Consider the following 18,201-nt stretch of genomic DNA (forward strand, 5'->3'; position numbering starts at 1 on the left):
CCCACGCTAGCCTCGGCCACCGACAACGGTGCGGGACACACGGCTGAGAGGTGCCATGAGCAGTCAAGACCAGGACCGTCCGTACGACGTCGTGCTCTTCGGGGCGACGAGTTTCGTGGGCGCGCTGACGGCCGCCTACCTCGCCGAGCACGCACCCGACACGCTCCGCTGGGCCATCGCGGGACGCGACCCGGACAAGCTGCGGCGGCTGCGCGAGCGCCTCGCGGCGGACCGCCCCGGGTGCGCCGACAAACTGCCCGTGGTGCGGGCGGACGCTGCCGACCCCGCGTCGCTGCGCGAACTGGCCGCGTGCACCCGCGTGGTGGCGAGCACCGTCGGCCCCTACCTGACCCACGGGCGGGATCTGGTGGCCGCGTGCGCGGAGGCGGGCACCGACTACGCCGATCTGACCGGCGAGCCGGAGTTCGTGGACCTGATGTACGTGCGGCACGACGCCCGCGCGCGGGAGACCGGCGCGCGCCTGGTGCACGCCTGTGGCTTCGACTCGGTTCCGCACGACCTGGGCGTGTACTACACGGTGCGGCAGTTGCCGCAGGACGTGCCCCTGCGCGTCGACGGCTTCGTCAGCGTCAAGGCACGGTTCTCCGGCGGTACGTTCGCCTCCGCGCTCCAGCAGTTCGCGCGCGGCCCCCAGATGCTCGCCGCCGCGCGCGAACGCCGCAGGCACGAGCCCCGGCTCGCGGACCGCAAGGCGTACGCCCCGCCGGGCGCCCCGCGCTACGCCGCCGAGGTCGACGCCTGGGCGCTGCCGCTGCCGACCATCGATCCGCAGGTCGTGCAGCGTTCGGCGCGGGCGCTGCCGCGGTACGGACCCGACTTCCGCTACCGCCACTACGCCGCCGTGCGGTCGCTGCCCGTCGCGCTCGGCGGCGTGGCGGGCGTGACGGCGCTGTTCGCCGCGGCGCAGCTGCCACCGGTGCGGCGCCGCCTGTCGGGCCTCCTCAAGCCCGGCGAGGGACCGGACGCGGCGCAGCGTGCGGCCGGCCGGTTCTCCGTGCGGTTCGTCGGGGAGGGCGGCGGGCAGCGGGTCTTCACCGAGGTGTGGGGCGGCGACCCCGGCTACGACGAGACCGCGAAGATCCTCGCGGAGGCCTCGATGTCCCTGGCCCTCGACGACCTGCCCGCGACCGCGGGACAGGTGACACCGGCGGAGGCGATGGGGGATGCGCTGACGGCACGGCTCAGGGGGGCGGGGGTGGGGTTTCGGGTGGCGGCGCGGCGCTGAGGGGTCCCGGGGGTCCCGGGGGTCCATGGGGTTCCGGGGTCCCGGGCGAGTTGCTGCGGCCGTTGCGGCGTCGGGCGGGGCCGAAGCCGTCGGGCACTGGCCCGAGCCGGAGCCGCTGGGCGCCGGGCGGGGCCCGGCCCTGCCCGGTCCCGTCCTGCCACGCCCGTCAGGTGCCCGTCGCCTCCCGCAGTGCCGCCCGGCACAGCGCGTCCGCCCTGCGGGTGGTTTCCGGGAGGCGGTAGCGCGGGGTGAGGTGCAGGGTGTGCGCGCGGGCCGCGGCGAGGGTCACGCGGTGGCCCACGGAGACGAACACCGGCTTGACGCCCGCGCGGGTGCGGAGCGCGCTGCCGACTTCCTCCGCGCCGTCGAGCAGCGGCGTCGCGCTGCCGCGCGCGTCGTCCGGCGCCCGGTGGGAGAACGTGAACGGGTTCTTGGCGACCCCGATCGTGGGCAGCCCGGTGAGCACACCGAGGTGACTCGCGAGGCCGAAGCGGCGCGGGTGCGCGATGCCGTAGCCGTCGCACACGACGAGCCCCGGATCGGCGTCGAGGGCGTCCAGGGCGGCGAGGACGGCGGGCACCTCACGGAACGCCAACAGGCCCGGAACGTACGGGAAGGCGACCCGGCCGACCGCCGTGGCCTCCTCGACGACCTCCAGGCTCGCTCCGTCGAGGACGACGACCGCCGCGGCGACCACGTCGCGCTCGTCGTCGTACGCCACGTCCACTCCCGTGACGTGGCCACTGCCCGGCGACGGCCCCTCCTCGTCGCGCACGACCCGCGCCCGCAGGGCGTCCTGGACGGCACGGGCGGCCGCCTCGTCGGCGGGCCAGTCGGCGGGCAGAGGCGGGATCCCCGCCGTACGCGGGTTCGTCGAAGGCATGCTCATCGTGCGCATCAGCCTAGAGCCCCCGCCAGGATGCCCCGGCAAGCTCTCGGCAGGCCTTCCATGCGGTCCGACTTCGACTCCGCACCCGTGTCGGCCGGGGGTGGTGAGGCCCGCGCGTGAGCCCCGTTCCGGTACGGCGACGGCCCCAACGGGCTGTCGTCGTACCGGCGTCGCGGTAGCCTCACGATCATGTTTGTCATGGAGCTGACCTACACCGCATCGGTCGACCGCGTCGACGCCCTGCTCACCGAGCATGTGGCCTGGCTGGACGCGCAGTACGCGGCCGGCGTGTTCATCGCCTCGGGGCGCAAGAACCCGCGCGACGGTGGCGTGATCCTCGCCGTGGGCGACCACCGTGCGGACATCGAGCGGCTCGCCGCGAGCGACCCGTTCGCCGTCGGGGGCGTGTGCACGTACCGCATCACGGAGTTCTTCGCGACGAAGACCGCTGCCGAGCTCGCGCCCTACCGGCAGGAACTGCCCTCCTGAAGCCCCCTGCCCGGCCCCGCACCACACCGGGGCCGGGTGCCCCGGGTCCGGTCGGGCCCGGGGCGCCCTGCCTCAGCCCTGTTCGAGGCGCGCGACGCGCCCCTTCTCCCCCGCCGCCCAGCAACTCAGGTCCCAGGTGCAGTCCACGGTGTCGTACGAACCGCCGTCCACCGTGCGCCAGGTGCGGCCGCTGTCCGTCGTGACGTCCGTGCCCGTCGGGCCGACCGCGAGGGCCGTGCCGCGGGAGTACGGGAACCAGGCGACGCCCGAGCGATAGGCGGGGGCGGGCCGCGCCGACGGCTGCCAGGTCCGGCCGCCGTCACGGGTCAGCGCGGACGCCCGGGGCGACTGCTCGCCGGGGCGGTAGTCGCCGCCGACGGCGATGCCGTGGGCGCGGTCGCGGAAGGCGAGGCCGAAGACCCCGCGGGCCGGGTCGCCGCCCGGCACGGGGGTGTCCGCGACGGTCCACGTCCGCCCCCGGTCCGCCGAGTGCAGCACGCGTGCGCGGGCCGCGCCGCCCGTCGCGAGCCACACGTCGCGCGGGCCCGAACTCACCAGGCACTGCCCGCTCGCCGCGAACGCGCTCTCGCCCGGTTGCGCCGCGGGCATGCCCTTGTCGGGCAGCACCCGCCAGGAACGGCCGCCGTCCGCGGTCGACAGGATGCGGTACTTGCCGTCCACCGGGTCACTCATCGCCAGGCCGTGACGCCGGTCGAAGAACGTCATGCAGTCGTAGAACGCCCTGGGGTCGGCGTTGCGGAACGATTCCGTCCAGGTGGCGCCGCCGTCGGTGGTGCGCAGGACCCGGGACGCGTCGCCCTCACCGATCGCGAGGACCACGGCGCGACGGCCGTCGAACGCCTCGACGTCCCGGAACTCGAGCGCGCCCGCTCCGGGCGGTGACACATCACGCCAGCTCGCGCCGCCGTCCGTGGTACGGAGCACGGTCCCCTTCGAACCGGCCGCCCACGCCGTGCTCCGGCTGACGGCGGCGAGCCCCCGGAAGCGGGCGTCGGTGCCGGTGGGCTTGAGCGACCAGGAGGGCGGGGTGAGTACCCCGGGCGGGGCCCACGCGGTGCTCGGGGCACCGCTCGCACGCAGGGCCGGTGCCGCCACGGCAACGGGGGCGCCGACCGCGCCCAGAGCCGGTGCAGGTACCCGTACCGGTACGGCAACGGAGGCGCCGCCCGCGCCCGGGGCCGAAGCGGCGCCCGCCGCCCCGCCCCCGGCCGGGACCGCCGCGATCGACGTCAGCGCCAGCGCCGCGACGCCGAGGCCCGCCCACGTCCCCCGCCGCGCGCCCCGCGAGGCCTCGGCGCGCCGGGACGGCTCCGGGCTCCCAGACCCGGCCGGGCGCCGGAACCGCGGCGGCCGTCCCGTACCGGGGTCGTCCCCGGCTCTCCTCGTACGTATCGCCCGCATCGCGTGCCCCTCCCGGTCCGCCTGCCCCATACCTTGCGTGGCGGGGCGAAGCTAGCCCACCCCCGGGGCCTCGTCCAGACGGCGGAAGCGAGGCCGTGAAGATCGCCCGGGCGGCGGTCCGCGGGAACCGGCGGTGCCCGCGCGGTATCGCGGTGACAGACGTCACTCGCTTCGGAGGGGTCCTCGCGTGCACGGATCTCCCGATTCCGACGTCTATCCAAGTGCCCGGCCCCGGTCGTGCGCACCCCGGTCGTCCAGCCGTCAGAGTTGAGGGAGCAGGCGTTGTCCACTGTCATCGAGCAAGCCGTTGAGGCCCGCCTGGTCGCCGCCGCGCCCCGGATGCCCACCATCCCCGCCACGCTCCACTACGACCGGCGCGATCCGTTCGCCGTCCGGATGAGCTTCCCGGCCCCGGCGACCCTGGAGGGCGTCGAGGTGTTCTGGACGTTCGCCCGCGAACTGCTCGCGCAGGGCGTGGAGACCGCCTCGGGCAACGGTGACGTACGGGTGCGCCCCTACGGGTACGACCGCACCGTCCTGGAGTTCCACGCGCCCGAGGGCACCGCCATCGTCCACATCCGCACCGGTGACCTGCGCCGCTTCCTGCACAGCACGACCGTCCTGGTACCCGCGGGGCAGGAGCACCTGCACGTCGACCTGGACCAGGACCTGGCCGAGCTGATGCGCGACGCGTGTTGATGAGGCACGACCCCGTCAGCCCCCGAACAACTCGTTCAGCTCCCCGTATTCGAGGCCGCCCGCCAGCGCTCCGTACGTCCCCTCGGTGAGCAGCTCCGTCGCGGCCCTGCGGACCAACGCGTGGGCCGCCTGCGCGATGCCGGAGCCGACGCTGACGCGCGCGACGCCGAGCCCGGCGAGTTCCGCGACCATCGGCGCGCCCGGTCCCGCCAGGACGTTCACCGGCCCGTCGATGCCCTCGACCAGCGCCTCGACCGTCGCCGGGTCCACCGCTCCGGGCACGAACACGCCGTCGGCGCCCGCAGCGAGAAACGCGGCGGCCCGTTCGAGGGTCAGCGCGAGCCGCGCGTCCGTCCCGTCGCCCACGCCCCGCAGCCAGGTGTCGACGCGCGCGTTCACGAAGAGTGCGACACCCGCCGCGTCGGCGGCCCCGCGCGCGGCCGCGATCCGCTCGCACTGCTCGGCCACCGGCCGCAGGGGCTCGCCCGCCCCGTGCCGGGAGTCCTCGATGTTCACGCCGACGGCGCCCGCGTCGACGACGGCCCGCACCGTGTCCGCCACGCCCGCCGCCTCGCGCGCGTAACCGCTCTCGATGTCGGCGGTCACCGGCACGTCGACGGCGGCCACGATCGCGGCGACGGCGGCGAGCGCCCGCTCACGGGTGAGCCGGTCGCCGTCGGCGGTGCCCAGGGCCCAGGCGAGACCCGCGCTGGTGGTGGCGACGGCCCGCGCTCCCGCCGCCCGGACGACGCGGGCGCTCGCGACGTCCCAGGCGTTGGGCAGGACGAGCGGCGATCCGGGGGCGTGCAGGGCACGGAAGGCGGCCGCCGGGGCCGCGACGGCGGTGGCGTTCTGGTTCGTCATGCGCAGCACTCAAGCAGGCGCCGCCCCCTCCGGTCCGGCGAGAATCCGACACGGCCGTCCGGCCACCGGCGCGGCACGATATTCCGTTGACACCCCCACCGCGCCCTCCCTACGTTGGACAACGCTTCTGTTGCCGTCGAACGGAGAAGGACGTTGCTCGTCTGAGGTCTTGAGACACCGCGTCACACAGCACCGCATGAACCCCTTCCGTTCATGGCCGCTCATGAACATCCCGTTCATGTCCGCCCATGAACCTCCCCGTTCCTGCCGCCCATGAACAGCTTCCGTTCATGCCGCCCTCGCTGTGCACGTCGTGTGCGACCTCGGCGTACGAGCCGTCCGTTCCGGCACCGGGTCTTCCTCCGTGCTCCGGCCCCCGGGCCCGGCCCCGCCCCGCCCCGGTGTCCGCACGCGCTGCCGCGGTGTCCCGCACGCGTTGCCCGACACCCGCGCTCCAGCCAGCAACCGCGAGGCCCGTATGTCACACACCCCCAGCACCACGTCCATCACCTGCACCGCCCTGTCCTTCTCCTGGCCGGACGGTACAGCCGTACTCGACGGCTTCCAGGCGGCGTTCGGCCCCGGCAGGACCGGACTCATCGGCCGCAACGGATCGGGCAAGTCGACGCTCCTGAGGCTCATCGCCGGTGAGTTGACTCCGGGCGACGGCACCGTCCGCACCGCGGGCGACGTCGGCTACCTGCCGCAGGACATCACCCTCGACACCACCCTGCGCGTCGACGAGGTCCTCGGCATCGCGGGGCGCCGCGCCGCCCTGCACGCCATCGAGGCGGGCGACGCCAGCGAGGAGCACTTCGCGGCGGTCGGCGACGACTGGGACGTCGAGGAGCGCGCCACGGCGACCCTCGCCCAGCTCGGCCTCGGCCACATCGGGCTCGACCGGACCACCGGCGAGGTGTCCGGCGGCGAGTCGGTGCTCCTGCGCCTGGCCGCGCTGCTGCTGGCCGGGCCCGGCGTCCTGCTGCTCGACGAGCCCACCAACAACCTCGACCTGCACGCGCGCCGCCGCCTGTACGCGGCCGTCGAGGCGTGGTCCGGGGTCCTGGTCGTGGTCAGCCACGACCGGGAGCTCCTGGACCGCGTGGACCAGGTCGCCGATCTGCGTGACGGCGAACTGCACTGGTACGGCGGCAACTTCAGCGCGTACGAGGAAGCACTCGCCGTCGAGCAGGAGGCCGCGGAGCGCATGGTGCGCGTCGCCGAGGCCGACCTGCGCAGGCAGCGGCGCGAACTCTCCGACGCCCAGGTCAAACTGGCCCGCCGCAAGCGGTACGGCCAGAAGATGTGGGACCAGAAGCGGGAGCCGAAGGTCGTCATGGGAAACCGCAGACGCGCCGCCCAGGAGTCCGCGGGCAAGCACCGCATCCTGCACGAGGAGAAGCTGGCCGAGGCCAAGGACCGTCTCGACGTCGCCGTGGAGGCGGTGCGGGACGACGACGACATCCGCGTCGACCTGCCGTACACCGCGGTGCCCCCGGGCCGCACCGTCCTGACGCTCCTCGATCTGCAACTGCGGTACGGGGCACGCCTGAAGGGCGGTTGCGAGGTGCGCGGCCCCGAGCGGATCGCCCTCGTCGGCCGCAACGGCGCGGGCAAGACCACACTGCTGCGCACCATCAGCGGTGAGCTGGAGCCGCGGTCCGGCCAGGCGCTCGCCCACGTACCGCTGCGCTTCCTGCCGCAGCGCCTCGACGTGCTCGACGACGAACTCACCGTCGTCGAGAACGTCGCACGGTTCGCGCCGGACGCCACGAACAACCAGATCCGGGCGCGTCTCGCCCGCTTCCTGTTCAAAGGCGCGAAGGCCGAGCAGCTCGCCGGCACCCTGTCCGGCGGCGAGCGCTTCCGCGCCGCCCTCGCGGCGCTGCTCCTCGCCGAGCCCGCGCCGCAGCTCCTCATGCTCGACGAGCCGACGAACAACCTGGACATGGCGAGCGTCCGGCAGCTGGCAAGCGCCCTGGAGAGCTACGAGGGCGCGCTGATCGTCGCCAGTCACGACCTGCCGTTCCTGGAGTCCATCGGTATCACGCGCTGGCTCCGGCTCGACGGTCGGCTCACCGAGGCGAAAAACACGACAGAAGCTGTCGGGTAAGCCGCCCGGCTTCGTTCATATGCGGTCCCTGGGGTACCCGGTAGCGCGGTAGGACGCCCTCCGGTTGCAGCGGAAGGACCTCCCCCGGTTTGGGAGGATCTTTACGGAGGGCTTAACCTACGGGAACGTAACCTACGATGCCGTAGGTACAAACCGCTCGCGGCGTCCGGAATCCCCCGGGTGCCGCTCCCCCTCCCCTCCGTCCCCAGGAGACCTTATGACGATCACTTCTCCCCATCTCGGCAGCCCGGACACCTGGACCGACGCCCGGCTCCTGTTCGCCCTGGAAGAAGTGGTCGAAAAGGAGCTCAACCGGCACCTGGCCGTCGCCAAGGACTGGATGCCGCACGAGTACGTGCCGTTCTCCGACGCCCGGAACTTCCCCGGCCTCTTCGAGGACGGCGAGGCCTGGCAGAAGGAGCAGTCGCCGGTCACGGACATCGGCCGTATCGCCCTCGTCGTGAACCTGCTCACCGAGGACAACCTGCCGAGCTACCACCACGAGATCGCCTCGCTCTTCGGCCGCGACGGCGCCTGGGGCACATGGGTGCACCGCTGGACCGCGGAGGAGGGCCGCCACGGCATCGTCATGCGCGACTACCTCCTCGCCTCCCGGGCCGTGGACCCCGACCAGCTGGAGCAGTTCCGGATGTCCCACATGAGTGAGGGCTTCGAGTCCGACAACCGGCACTCGATGCTGCACTCGGTGGCGTACGTGGCCTTCCAGGAGCTGGCCACCCGGATCTCCCACCGCAACACCGGCCACCAGTCGGGCGACCCCGTCTGCGACCGGATGCTCGCGCGCATCGCGACCGACGAGAACCTGCACATGGTCTTCTACCGGAACCTGCTGCGGGCCGCCTTCGACATCGCCCCCGACCTCACGATGTGCGCCGTCCGGGACGTCGTCGTCGACTTCCGCATGCCCGGCCACGGCATCCCCGGCTTCGAGCGGGCCGCCGCGCAGATGGCCATCGGCGAGGTCTACAACCTGCGCATCCACCACGACGACGTACTCCAGCCCGTGCTCCGCTTCCTCAAGATCATGGAGATTCCCGGCCTCGGCCCCGAGGGCGTGAAGGCGCAGGAGGAACTGGGCCTCTTCATGGGCGGCCTCGACGCGGAGGCCTCGAAGTTCGACGAGCGCCTCGCGGCCCGCAAGGCCCGCCTGGCCGCCCGGGGCGAGACCCGCGCCTGAGCGAGCGCCCCGGCGATTTACGGTACGGCCCCCGGGTGCCATGTTGGGCGGACGAGCGCACGAGCCCGACCAACAGCGGCTGGGGCCCGGTGTTCGACACACCGCCGCCCGAGCACCACGGCGTCTACGGCAACCCGGACTACTCCCCCGACCCGGCGGCGTACCTGGCCCGCAGCCCGTTCCACGACCTCGTCGCGGGCGGCGGGCTCAACGCGGTGTCGCAGGCACAGGACCAGGTGGCGGGGTTGTGCAGCGCGGCGTTCGCATGGCCGTTCCGCCTCGCTGGCGGCGAGGCCTTCGAGGTCGACGTACGGCTCCCGGTCGACCTCTACAGCGGCCCGGCCGACCTGGCCGAGATCCGCGCCACACCCGCCACCGACCGGGCATCGCGGGCCTGTACGAGGCGGCGCGCCTCTCCGAACGCCTCGGCACCCCCGAGACGGAAGAACTGTGGTGGGCCTACGACGACTTGAGGCAGGCCACCGCGGCGTCGATCCGCTGGGTCCTGGACGAGCAGCGGCGGCGCGGCGAGTGGGAGACGTACATACCGACAGGGCCTGGTGACGTCGGCAGGCGCGACTCGACGATGATTGGCGCGGCGGCGTACTTCCATCCGCTGCGCCTGCACCTGGGCGGCGAGCTGGGCGACGACATCGACCGGGCGGCCCGCTGGACCCTGGACACCCTGTACGCGCGGTTCGTGACGGGCGGCTTCCGGCACGGGGCGGCCTGGAACGCGTACGGCCCCTGTCTCACCCTTCAGTTGGCGCACGCGTATCTGCTCGCCGGGAACACCGCCCGGATGGACGCGCTGCTCGGCTGGACCGTGGCCGCCTCGCTGCCGCGAGCCGACGACCGGGTGGTGGCGCTCGGCGCGTGGAACGAGCAGCACGCGTTCCCCGTCGCTTCCGGCTTCGCGGAAGTCCCCCACCGGCCTTGGTACATGGGGGACATCCCGCACGGCTGGGCCGCCGCGGAGTATCTGCTGCTGCTCCGCGACATCCTGTTCTTCGAGGCCGAAGAGGACCGTGATCCGCACCTCTACATGGCGCCGGACGTCCGCCCGCACTGGGTGCCGGACGGCGAGCGGGTCGCCGTGGAGTGCGCGCCCACGCTGTTCGGCGCGCCCTTCGGCTACCGGCTCGCGCACGACGCCGGGGCCCGCAGGGTGAGTGTGGACATCACCCTGTCCCCCGAGCAGGTGCGGTACGTCTACCCGTGCCGGTTCGGCAGTGTGCGCGCGGTGTCGGCGGACGGGCGCGCGGTGCCGGTGCTCGGTGACGACGTGCACCTGCCCGCGGGCACCCGGCGGTTCGAGGTGGACTACGTCTGACCGGGGCCGCGGCGGGCCCGCTCAGGCCGCGCGTTCCCGCCGCAGGCTCTGCCGTTCCTTCTCCGAGAGTCCGCCCCAGACCCCGAACCGTTCGTCGTTGTCGATGGCGTACGCCAGGCAGGCCGGGCGCATGGCGCACAGACGGCAGATCCGCTTGGCCTCCCGCACCGAGCTTCCGGGCTCGGGGAAGAAGAAGTCGGGTCCGGTCTGCGCGCACAGCGCCTGCTCCCGCCAGGCGAGTTCGGGCTCGGTCACAATGGTGTCGGAGTGCATGACAACGATCCTGCGCGAAGGCGCGAAACAACGGATCAACGTTCGCTCAACGAGGCGCGCCGGGGCACCCCAGATCGGTGGACCGCACGGCCGGGCCCCGCCCCGGCCAGGGGCCCCGGCCCGGGTCCCTCACTGCTGCTGCGCCCCCGGTCCCTCACTGCTGCTGCGGCTCCGGCTGCATCAGGGCGAACCGCGCGCCGAAGGGATCGGCGAGCTTCGCGAAGGCGCCGACACCGGCGAGGTCCATGCGCTCGGCCCGGACCGTGCCACCGCCCGCCCGCGCCTTCTCGACCACCGCGTCGATGTCGGTGACCTGGAAGTACGGCATCCAATAGACTCCGGCCTCCTGCTCCGCGGGGTCCTGCGCGAGCGGCCACAGGCCGCCGAACATGTCCTCGGAGGTGCCGTCCCCGGGATACACCATGGTGTACGAACCGCCCTCGAAGGGCTGGACGACGGTCCTCCAGCCGAACACCGCGCCGTAGAACGCGGCGCCCGTCTCGATGTCCGGGGTGTACAGCTCGGTCCAGATCAGCGCGCCCGGTTCGTTCACCGCGTCGAAGCCCCTGTGCCGGCCCGGCTGCCACACCGCGAAGGCGACGCCCGCCGCGTCCGTGAAGCCCGCCATGCGGCCGAGGTCAAGGACGTCGACCGGCTCCCAGGCGATGCTGCCGCCCGCCTGCTCGACCTGCTTGGCGGTGGCGTCGGCGTCCGGCGTGCAGAAGTACAGCGACCAGGCCGGGGCGCCCGTCTCGGGCGTGACCTCCATCCCGCCGGCGACGGGCCTGCCGCCGAGCCGGAACGTGCCGTACCCGCCGACCTCCTCGCCGCCCTTCTCGAAGTCCCAGCCGAACACGCCCCGGTAGAAGTCGGCGGCGCCTTCCATGTCCGTCGTGCCCAGGTCGACCCAGTTGGGTGCCCCGGTGACCGTGCGAGTGCTGAGCATGATCGACTCCTTTGTCGTCGCCCCACGTCTGCCCTACTGCCGAGTCTGGCACCGGGCACTGACAATCCGCGCTCCGAGGGCCGCGCCCGCACACGCACCGTCACCGGCGCTCCCGCGGTGCCCCGTGTCCGGTCACGCTGCGCGTCCGGCCGTCATCACCTTGTGAAACCGCACAAGATTCTGAGAGCGCTCTCAGCCACACCTCTTGACGGCGGGTTTTCACCGCGGCAACAGTGGAGGCACGTCGACGCACCACCGCGCACCCGGGCCGCACTCCTGCTCAACTCCCCCCACTGTCAAGCCAGGAGAGAATTCCCGTGATCTCGCGCAGAGTGTTCCTGACGTCGTCCGCGGCTGCCGCGGGCGCCCTCGCCCACCCCGCCCGGGGCAGCGTGCCGAGCCCCCGCGCCGGAGCCGCCCCCGCCACCTGCGAACTGGCCCTGGTGAACAAGTCGCTGCCGGGCCAGGTCCGCGCGTACGTCACCGGCCACGAGAACGGCACCGGCCGCTGGGTGCTGCTCAGGCCCGGCGGTGGCGTCTACCGCCCCGAGTCGCCGTCGGCCCCGCAGACGCCGCTGCCGGTGGACTGCGCCATTCCGCTGGGTGCCGCGGGCTCCGCGCCCCGGGTGCTCACGCTCCCGCAGATGTACGGCGCCCGGGTGTACTTCGTCCGCGACGACAAGCTGGACTTCTTCCTCAACCCGGGCCCCGCCCTGGTCGAGCCGGCCTTCGCCACCAGGGCGGACCCGAACTACGGCCGCAGGTGGTCGTTCTGCGAGTTCACCTTCGACAGCACCCAGCTGTTCGCGAACATCAGCTACGTCGACCTCGTGACCGCGCTCCCCATCGGCCTCACCCTGGAGGGCGACGCCAGGCACACCGTCGCCCCCCTGCCGGGCGGGGCCGTCGACAGGATCGCCGCCGACCTCGTGGCACAGGCGGGCCGGGACGGACAGCCCTGGGACAAGCTGGTGATCAGGGGCGAGGGCGGGGTCCTCCGGGTCATCTCCCCGCAGAACCTCATGGCCCCCTACTTCGACCGCCCCGGCCAGATGCCGTTCCGCGATCTCTTCAGGGGCTACATCGACCAGGTCTGGGACAAGTACCGCTCCACCGACCTGCGGATCGACCTCCAGGGCGGCCGGGGCGTGCGCGTCGGCCGCGTCTCGGGCGACACCCTCGCCTTCCAGGGCGGCCACACCTTCGCCAAGCCCACCTCGAAGGACGTCTTCACCTGCAACCACGGCCCGTTCACCAACAACCCCGACGACTCCGACGACAAGAAGGGCCTGCTCGCCCGGCTCGCCGCCGGCTTCAACCGCAGCATCATGCTCACCCACCCCTCGCAGCCCAACGGCACATCGGCCGGTGACTACTACCGCGGCGGCGTCACCAACCACTGGGCACGCGTCGTGCACGCCAACTCGCCCATCGGGTACGCCTTCCCGTACGACGACGTGCGTCCGGACGGGCAGCCCGACGTGTCGGGCGCGGCCCACGACGGCAACCCGCGCCGGTTCACGGTGTCGGTCGGTTCGTAGGCCGCGGGTCGCCGCGGACAGCCGCGCGCCCCGGCCTCCCAGCGGGTCGGGGCGCGCGCCGCGTCTAGTCCTTCGCGTCCGCAGCCGCGAGGGGCGCGGGCGCGGTGGCGGCGGGCGGCACCCGTGGGCCCGTCCCGGGCCGCGCGGCACCGCCGAACCTGCGCACCAGCGGCGCCTCCACCCAGGTGAACATGGCGTACGACACCGCGAGGCTCGCCGCCAGGCACCCGAGGAGTGCCGCCAGCGCGGCGCCGTCGGAGAGGTCCTGCACCAGCCACCGCTGCGCCGACATCAGGAACAGCGTGTGCACCAGGTAGAAGGCGAACGACATCTCGCCGAGCCGCACCATCACCCGGCCCCGCATGACCGAGCGGGTCCCGCGCACGTCGGCCGTCGCGCCCGCCACGATCAGCGGCACCACCCAGAAGGCGGCCGTGCCGCCGAGGCTGTACAGGTAGGGCACCTGCGCGTTGAGCACGAAGCCGCCGAGGGCGAACAGCGTGCCCGGGATCATGCCCACCCGCGGCACGGTGCCACTGAGCACCAGGCGCGCCACGACGATGCCGAGCACGAACTCCACCAGGCGGGTCAGCGGGAAGAAGTAGACGAGCCAGAGCTGCTCGTACGCGAGGGACTGGCCGGGCATGATGGGCGCGCCGTCCACGGCGTGCTCGGCGAACAGGACGACGAGCCAGGGAACGACGAGCAGCAGCCCGCCCACCGTCCACAGGGCGCGTACGGAGAGCCGCCGCACCAGGGGCAGCAGCAGCGGGAAGCCCAGATAGAAGAACACCTCGCACGACAGCGACCAGGCCACCGGGTTCATCCCGGTCGGCACGAGGATCTCGGGCACCCAGGACTGGACGAGGAAGAGGCTGGTGAAGAACTTCTTCGCCTCGAACGGGTCGGAGGCGAGCAACATGATCACGACGACGGCCGCGAAGGCGACGAGGTGGTTCGGGTAGACCTTCACCATGCGGCGCCGCCAGAAACCCGGCACGGTGTCGCGCGGCCGCGCCGACCAGGTCAATATGAAGCCGCTCAGAATGAAGAAGAAGCTGACGCTCGGCGTGCCGGTGTCCTTGAAGATGTCGGTGAAGAAATCCCCGGTGTCGCCGCGCAGGAAATTCATGCCGGAGGTCGCGTGGAAAGCGAAGACGGGGAGCGCCGCGATAAAGCGCATCCCGCTGAGGGACGGCAGTCTGGACAGGTGGGGACGTAAGGCATCTGTGGCCATGGAAGGGCCCTCCGCTCGCTTTGGAACCGTCGGCTTCGAGCCGCCGAGTGGTCCGTAGAGGCTGACGGTTGAGGTTCGAGGACCGCAAGATTTCACTGGCCATTTACTGGTGTCCGTGTACCGCCGACAGTACGGACGCGAAAAGAAGCGGAGGATGGTTTCGCCGCGCCATCGTCCAGAAAGTCGAGTTCGCGAGCGGGGCGCAGAGCAATCCGGAACGCACCGTGCCGGGGAAGGGGGCGCGCGGTGGGGACTTTGCTCGCGCGGTCAGGCGGATGCCCTGCGGACGAGTGCGGTGGGCAGCACCACACGGGCGGCCGCGGGGTCCTGCCCCTGGTCGCCGCGGAGCAGCAGCGCCGCCATCAGGCGCCCCATCTCCTCGGTCTCCTGCCGCACCGTCGTCAGCGGCGGTTCCGTCTGCTCCGCGACGGGCAGCATGTCGTCGAACCCGACGACCGCCACGTCCCGCGGCACCCGCCGCCCCGCGTCCCGCAGCACGCGCAGGGCCCCGGACGCCGACACGTCGTTGGCGGCGAACACGGCGTCGACGTCGGGGCGGCGGTCCAGGAGCAGGCGCATGGCGCGCTCACCGCCGGCCAGGGTGAAGTCGCCGTCGGCGGTCAGGGCGGGGTCGGCGCCGGGCATCAGTTCCCGGTAGCCGTCGAGGCGGTCGACGGCCGACGTCTGGTCGAGGGGCCCCGTGATGTGGGCGACGTGCCTGCGGCCGAGGCCGACGAGGTGCCGTACGGCCTGGTGGGCGCCGCCGCGGTTGTCGCAGTCCACGTACCGCACGCTGTCCGCGCCGTCCGCCCAGCCGGGCCGCCCGCCGAAGACCGTGGGCACCCCGGCGCCGTGGATGATGCCGGGCAGCGGGTCGTCCAGGTGCAGCGAGAAGACGAGCGCGCCGTCCACATGGCCGCCGGCGAGATAGCGCCCGACCCGCTCGTGGTCGTCCCTGCCCTCCATCAGGAGCAGCACCAGCTGGACGTCGCGCGCCGTCAGTTCTTTGCTGATGCCGCGCAGTTGGAGGGCGAAGAAGGGGTCGCCGAACACCCTGGTCTCGGGCTCGGCGATGACCACGGCGACGGCGTCGTGCCGCCGGGTGACGAGGCTGCGGGCGGCACGGTTGGGGACGTAGCCGAGCTCCCGCACGGCCCGCCGCACCTTGGTGGCGAGCGCCTCGCGCACCCCTGCCTCACCGTTCACGACACGTGAGACCGTCGCCCGCGACACCCCGGCCCGCGCGGCCACGGCTTCCAGCGTGGGACGCGATGCTGCCTGGGGCACCTCGGGACTCCTCGTCGACGGTTGCCGCACAGGATAGCCCCGGCCGGCACCGCCGCGATGTGCCTCCGCGAAGGACTGCGGACGCCCCACACCCGGACACTCGGTACCTTTGCCTCATGCATGGTGAGTACAAGGTCCCCGGTGGCAAGCTCGTGGTCGTCGATCTGGACGTCGACAACGACACTCTGAAGAACGTCCGCGTGTCGGGGGACTTCTTCCTGGAACCCGACGAGGCGCTCCTCGCCATCGACCGGGCCCTCGAAGGCGCCCCCGCGGGCACGGACACCGCGGGCCTGACCGCGCGCATCGACGCCGCGCTGCCGGAGTCGGCCGTCCTGTTCGGCCTGACCACCGAGAGCGTGGCGGTGGCGGTGCGCCGCGCCCTCGCGCAGGCCAGCGACTGGAGCGACTACGACTGGCAGCTCATCCATGACGCCCCCCAGCCCCCGGCGCTCCACATGGCCCTCGACGAAGTGATCACCGCCGAGGTCGCGGCCGGACGGCGCCCGCCCACGCTGCGCGTCTGGGAGTGGGACTCGCCCGCCGTGATCATCGGCAGCTTCCAGTCGCTGCGCAACGAAGTGGACCCCGAGGGCGTCGCCCGGCACGGTGTGACCGTCGTACGCCGCGTCTCCGGCGGCGGCGCCATGTTCGCCGAGCCGCGGAGCACCATCACCTACTCCCTGGCCGTGCCCGAGTCCCTCGTCTCCGGCCTGTCCTTCGCCGACAGCTACGCCTATCTGGACGACTGGGTCCTCGACGCGCTCGGCGACATGGGCATCAAGGCCTGGTACCAGCCCCTGAACGACATCGCCACCGAGGTCGGCAAGGTCGCGGGGGCCGCGCAGAAGCGGATGGTCGGCCCCGGCGGCGGCCCCGGCGCGGTCCTGCACCACGTGACCATGTCGTACGACATCGACGCCGACAAGATGCTCGACGTGCTCCGCATCGGCAAGGAGAAGCTCTCCGACAAGGGCACCAAGAGCGCCGAGAAGCGGGTCGACCCGCTGCGCCGCCAGACCGGTCTGCCGCGTGAGACGGTCATCGAGCGGATGATCGACTCCTTCCGCTCCCGCTACGGCCTCACGTCCGGCACGGTCACCGCGGCGGAACTGGCGCGCGCCGAGGACCTGGTCCGCACGAAGTTCGGCACGGCGGAGTGGACGGCCCGCGTGCCCTAGGGCCCCGCCCGGGTGCGCCACCGGGTCGTCCGGGGTGCGCCGACCCACCCCGCCCGGTCAGTGGTGCTCGTGCCCCGACCCCCGATCGGCCGGTCCCGCCTCCGGCTCCTTCGCGGCCCCTTTGTCGGCGGACTTCTTCTCGGCGCCCGCGTGCGGATGGTGCGGCTCGTAGTCGGGGATGGTGCCGTCCGGCTTCCGCACCAGGAACAGGCCCACCATCCCCATGTCGGAGTGGCTCTGTACGTGGCAGTGGTACATCCACGCGCCCGCGCCGACGCCCTCGCCCGCGATCACCTGGAAGCCGAAGGAGTCCCCCGGCCCGGTGATCTTGTCGTCGAGGATCTGGCTCGGGTCGTCGGGTCCCGTCAGGAGGCCGGTGCGGTTGTCGGCCCAGCGGTGACCGTGGATGTGGAACGTGTGGTAGTACTCGCCGTGGGTGATCGAGACGAACTCGACCCGGTCGCCCACCGTGGCCTCGAAGTCCGGGCCGGAGTGCGCGGGCCTGTTGTTGATCAGCATGTCGTTGAAGACGACGACACAGGTCCGGTCGGGCAGGATGTCGCCCTTCCTGCGCACGATCACCGCGCCGTACAGGCCCTTGCGGACGCCCACCGTGCCGTGGTCGGTGCCCACCACGTGGTCGTGGTAGTGCCAGTAGCCCGCGGTGCCGGGACGCCAGGTGCCGTCCTTGCGGCGGCCCGGGGCGTGGGTGCGCCAGGTGTAGGTGCGCTTGCCGCCGGGGGGCACGTGGGACTTGGTGTGCCTGCTGCCGTCGCTGGATACCTCGTAGTCCATGCCGTGCACGTGCAGGCTGACGTCCACGTCGGTGGTGTTCTCGAACTCTACGTGCAGGGTGTCCCCTTCGTTGAGTTCGAGCAGCGGCCCGGGGATGGTCGCCTTCCCCTTCTCCAGGCCGTAGCCGAGCTGCCCCTCGGGCAGCTTCTCGGCGTACATCCTGATGCGCCGCACCTCGCCGCCCGCGGGTGCCGTCCGGGGCGGCTTCTCGGCCGGTACGGCGTCCGGCGCCATGGCCGACAACGATGTCACCCCAGTAGCGGCCGCCGCGCCGCCGACCAGCATCCGCCGGTTGAAGCTCCGTCTGTCCATGCCGAACTCCCCACTGCGGTACGGGAACTGACCCTGCGTGCGAGACCAAGGGGAACTGCCGGGGGTGCGCGAGGCACCGGATCCGGCCACACGGTAGCGGCAGGACCGTCGTTTATCCACAGGCAGGACAAAGTTCGTACGAAGTGCGGTCATACCTATTGGCGGGCCACGAAAAGAGGTCTAGCTTCAGCGGCGCCGTAGCTGTGAGCGCTGCGGCTGTGAGCGCTGTAGCTGTGAGTGCTGTGGCGGTAAGCGCTGTAGCCGCGACCGCTGTGGCCGTGACCGCTGTTGCCGTGACCGACGAGGGGTGGGTGTACTCATGCGGCTCACACCGCTTCAACGACCCGTTGGATTCATCGGGTCGCGCAGATCAAGA

General features: G+C 72.6%; 17 protein-coding genes. 9 read left to right on the forward strand and 8 right to left on the reverse strand.

Annotated elements, in window-relative coordinates; translation table 11 throughout:
- Positions 1–55 precede the first annotated feature (55 nt).
- Positions 56–1,246: a saccharopine dehydrogenase family protein gene (locus tag ACH4DX_RS08890; RefSeq protein ID WP_398154566.1), complete on the forward strand. Its 1,191-nt coding sequence runs from the start codon at positions 56–58 to the stop codon at positions 1,244–1,246.
- Between the two features lie 166 nt (positions 1,247–1,412).
- Here ACH4DX_RS08890 and nfi read toward each other — a convergent pair whose 3' ends face one another.
- On the reverse strand, positions 1,413–2,135 hold the full coding sequence (nfi, locus tag ACH4DX_RS08895; protein ID WP_398154567.1) for a deoxyribonuclease V: 723 nt from the start codon (positions 2,133–2,135) through the stop codon (positions 1,413–1,415).
- Positions 2,136–2,324: 189 nt separating this feature from the next.
- Here nfi and ACH4DX_RS08900 point away from each other — a divergent pair, with 189 nt between their 5' ends.
- Entirely contained in the window at positions 2,325–2,624 is a 300-nt protein-coding gene (locus tag ACH4DX_RS08900) for a YciI family protein (protein ID WP_030560764.1), read from the forward strand.
- Between the two features lie 72 nt (positions 2,625–2,696).
- Here the strand turns inward: ACH4DX_RS08900 and ACH4DX_RS08905 are convergent, their stop codons facing one another.
- Entirely contained in the window at positions 2,697–3,725 is a 1,029-nt protein-coding gene (locus ACH4DX_RS08905) for a WD40/YVTN/BNR-like repeat-containing protein (protein ID WP_398154762.1), read from the reverse strand.
- Between the two features lie 603 nt (positions 3,726–4,328).
- On the opposite strand from ACH4DX_RS08905, the gene ACH4DX_RS08910 reads away from it, so the two are divergent.
- Complete coding sequence (locus tag ACH4DX_RS08910) at positions 4,329–4,745, forward strand: SsgA family sporulation/cell division regulator (RefSeq protein WP_398114751.1); 417 nt, start codon at positions 4,329–4,331, stop codon at positions 4,743–4,745.
- A gap of 15 nt (positions 4,746–4,760) precedes the next feature.
- Here the strand turns inward: ACH4DX_RS08910 and ACH4DX_RS08915 are convergent, their stop codons facing one another.
- Positions 4,761–5,609, reverse strand: a complete 849-nt coding sequence (locus ACH4DX_RS08915; protein ID WP_398154568.1) for an isocitrate lyase/phosphoenolpyruvate mutase family protein — start codon at positions 5,607–5,609, stop codon at positions 4,761–4,763.
- 478 nt (positions 5,610–6,087) lie between these two features.
- Between ACH4DX_RS08915 and ACH4DX_RS08920 the strand changes: the two genes are divergently transcribed.
- From ACH4DX_RS08920 to ACH4DX_RS08935, 4 genes are all read left to right on the forward strand, one after another.
- Positions 6,088–7,722 (forward strand): ABC-F family ATP-binding cassette domain-containing protein, encoded by a 1,635-nt coding sequence (locus ACH4DX_RS08920; protein ID WP_398154569.1) that lies wholly within the window; start codon positions 6,088–6,090, stop codon positions 7,720–7,722.
- A 217-nt stretch (positions 7,723–7,939) separates the two neighbouring features.
- On the forward strand, positions 7,940–8,920 hold the full coding sequence (locus ACH4DX_RS08925) for an acyl-ACP desaturase (RefSeq protein ID WP_398114757.1): 981 nt from the start codon (positions 7,940–7,942) through the stop codon (positions 8,918–8,920).
- 35 nt (positions 8,921–8,955) lie between these two features.
- Positions 8,956–9,393, forward strand: coding sequence for a hypothetical protein (locus ACH4DX_RS08930; protein ID WP_398154570.1), 438 nt, complete (start codon positions 8,956–8,958; stop codon positions 9,391–9,393).
- Positions 9,390–10,253 carry a hypothetical protein gene (locus ACH4DX_RS08935; protein ID WP_398154571.1) on the forward strand — a complete coding sequence of 288 codons (864 nt, stop codon included), beginning with the start codon at positions 9,390–9,392 and terminating at the stop codon, positions 10,251–10,253. Before ACH4DX_RS08930 ends, ACH4DX_RS08935 begins: the two co-directional genes overlap by 4 nt.
- Before the next feature lie 21 nt (positions 10,254–10,274).
- On the opposite strand, the gene ACH4DX_RS08940 is transcribed toward ACH4DX_RS08935, so the two are convergent.
- Positions 10,275–10,526 carry a WhiB family transcriptional regulator gene (locus ACH4DX_RS08940; RefSeq protein WP_398114762.1) on the reverse strand — a complete coding sequence of 84 codons (252 nt, stop codon included), beginning with the start codon at positions 10,524–10,526 and terminating at the stop codon, positions 10,275–10,277.
- A gap of 154 nt (positions 10,527–10,680) precedes the next feature.
- A complete protein-coding gene (locus ACH4DX_RS08945) occupies positions 10,681–11,472 on the reverse strand; it encodes a VOC family protein (RefSeq protein WP_398154572.1) in 792 nt (263 codons plus the stop codon).
- 317 nt (positions 11,473–11,789) lie between these two features.
- On the opposite strand from ACH4DX_RS08945, the gene ACH4DX_RS08950 reads away from it, so the two are divergent.
- Entirely contained in the window at positions 11,790–13,013 is a 1,224-nt protein-coding gene (locus ACH4DX_RS08950; RefSeq protein WP_398114766.1) for a glycoside hydrolase family 64 protein, read from the forward strand.
- Between the two features lie 64 nt (positions 13,014–13,077).
- Here the strand turns inward: ACH4DX_RS08950 and ACH4DX_RS08955 are convergent, their stop codons facing one another.
- Both ACH4DX_RS08955 and ACH4DX_RS08960 read right to left on the reverse strand, forming a co-directional pair.
- Positions 13,078–14,196 (reverse strand): acyltransferase family protein, encoded by a 1,119-nt coding sequence (locus ACH4DX_RS08955; protein ID WP_398154573.1) that lies wholly within the window; start codon positions 14,194–14,196, stop codon positions 13,078–13,080.
- Between the two features lie 321 nt (positions 14,197–14,517).
- A complete protein-coding gene (locus ACH4DX_RS08960; protein WP_398154574.1) occupies positions 14,518–15,537 on the reverse strand; it encodes a LacI family DNA-binding transcriptional regulator in 1,020 nt (339 codons plus the stop codon).
- A gap of 116 nt (positions 15,538–15,653) precedes the next feature.
- Between ACH4DX_RS08960 and ACH4DX_RS08965 the strand changes: the two genes are divergently transcribed.
- Positions 15,654–16,718 carry a biotin/lipoate A/B protein ligase family protein gene (locus tag ACH4DX_RS08965; RefSeq protein WP_398154575.1) on the forward strand — a complete coding sequence of 355 codons (1,065 nt, stop codon included), beginning with the start codon at positions 15,654–15,656 and terminating at the stop codon, positions 16,716–16,718.
- Between the two features lie 57 nt (positions 16,719–16,775).
- On the opposite strand, the gene ACH4DX_RS08970 is transcribed toward ACH4DX_RS08965, so the two are convergent.
- Positions 16,776–17,825 carry a multicopper oxidase domain-containing protein gene (locus tag ACH4DX_RS08970; RefSeq protein WP_398154576.1) on the reverse strand — a complete coding sequence of 350 codons (1,050 nt, stop codon included), beginning with the start codon at positions 17,823–17,825 and terminating at the stop codon, positions 16,776–16,778.
- Positions 17,826–18,201: the final 376 nt, after the last annotated feature.

Source organism: Streptomyces sp. NPDC017940, from assembly GCF_044328435.1.
In the GTDB taxonomy this organism is placed as follows: Bacteria; Actinomycetota; Actinomycetes; order Streptomycetales; family Streptomycetaceae; genus Streptomyces.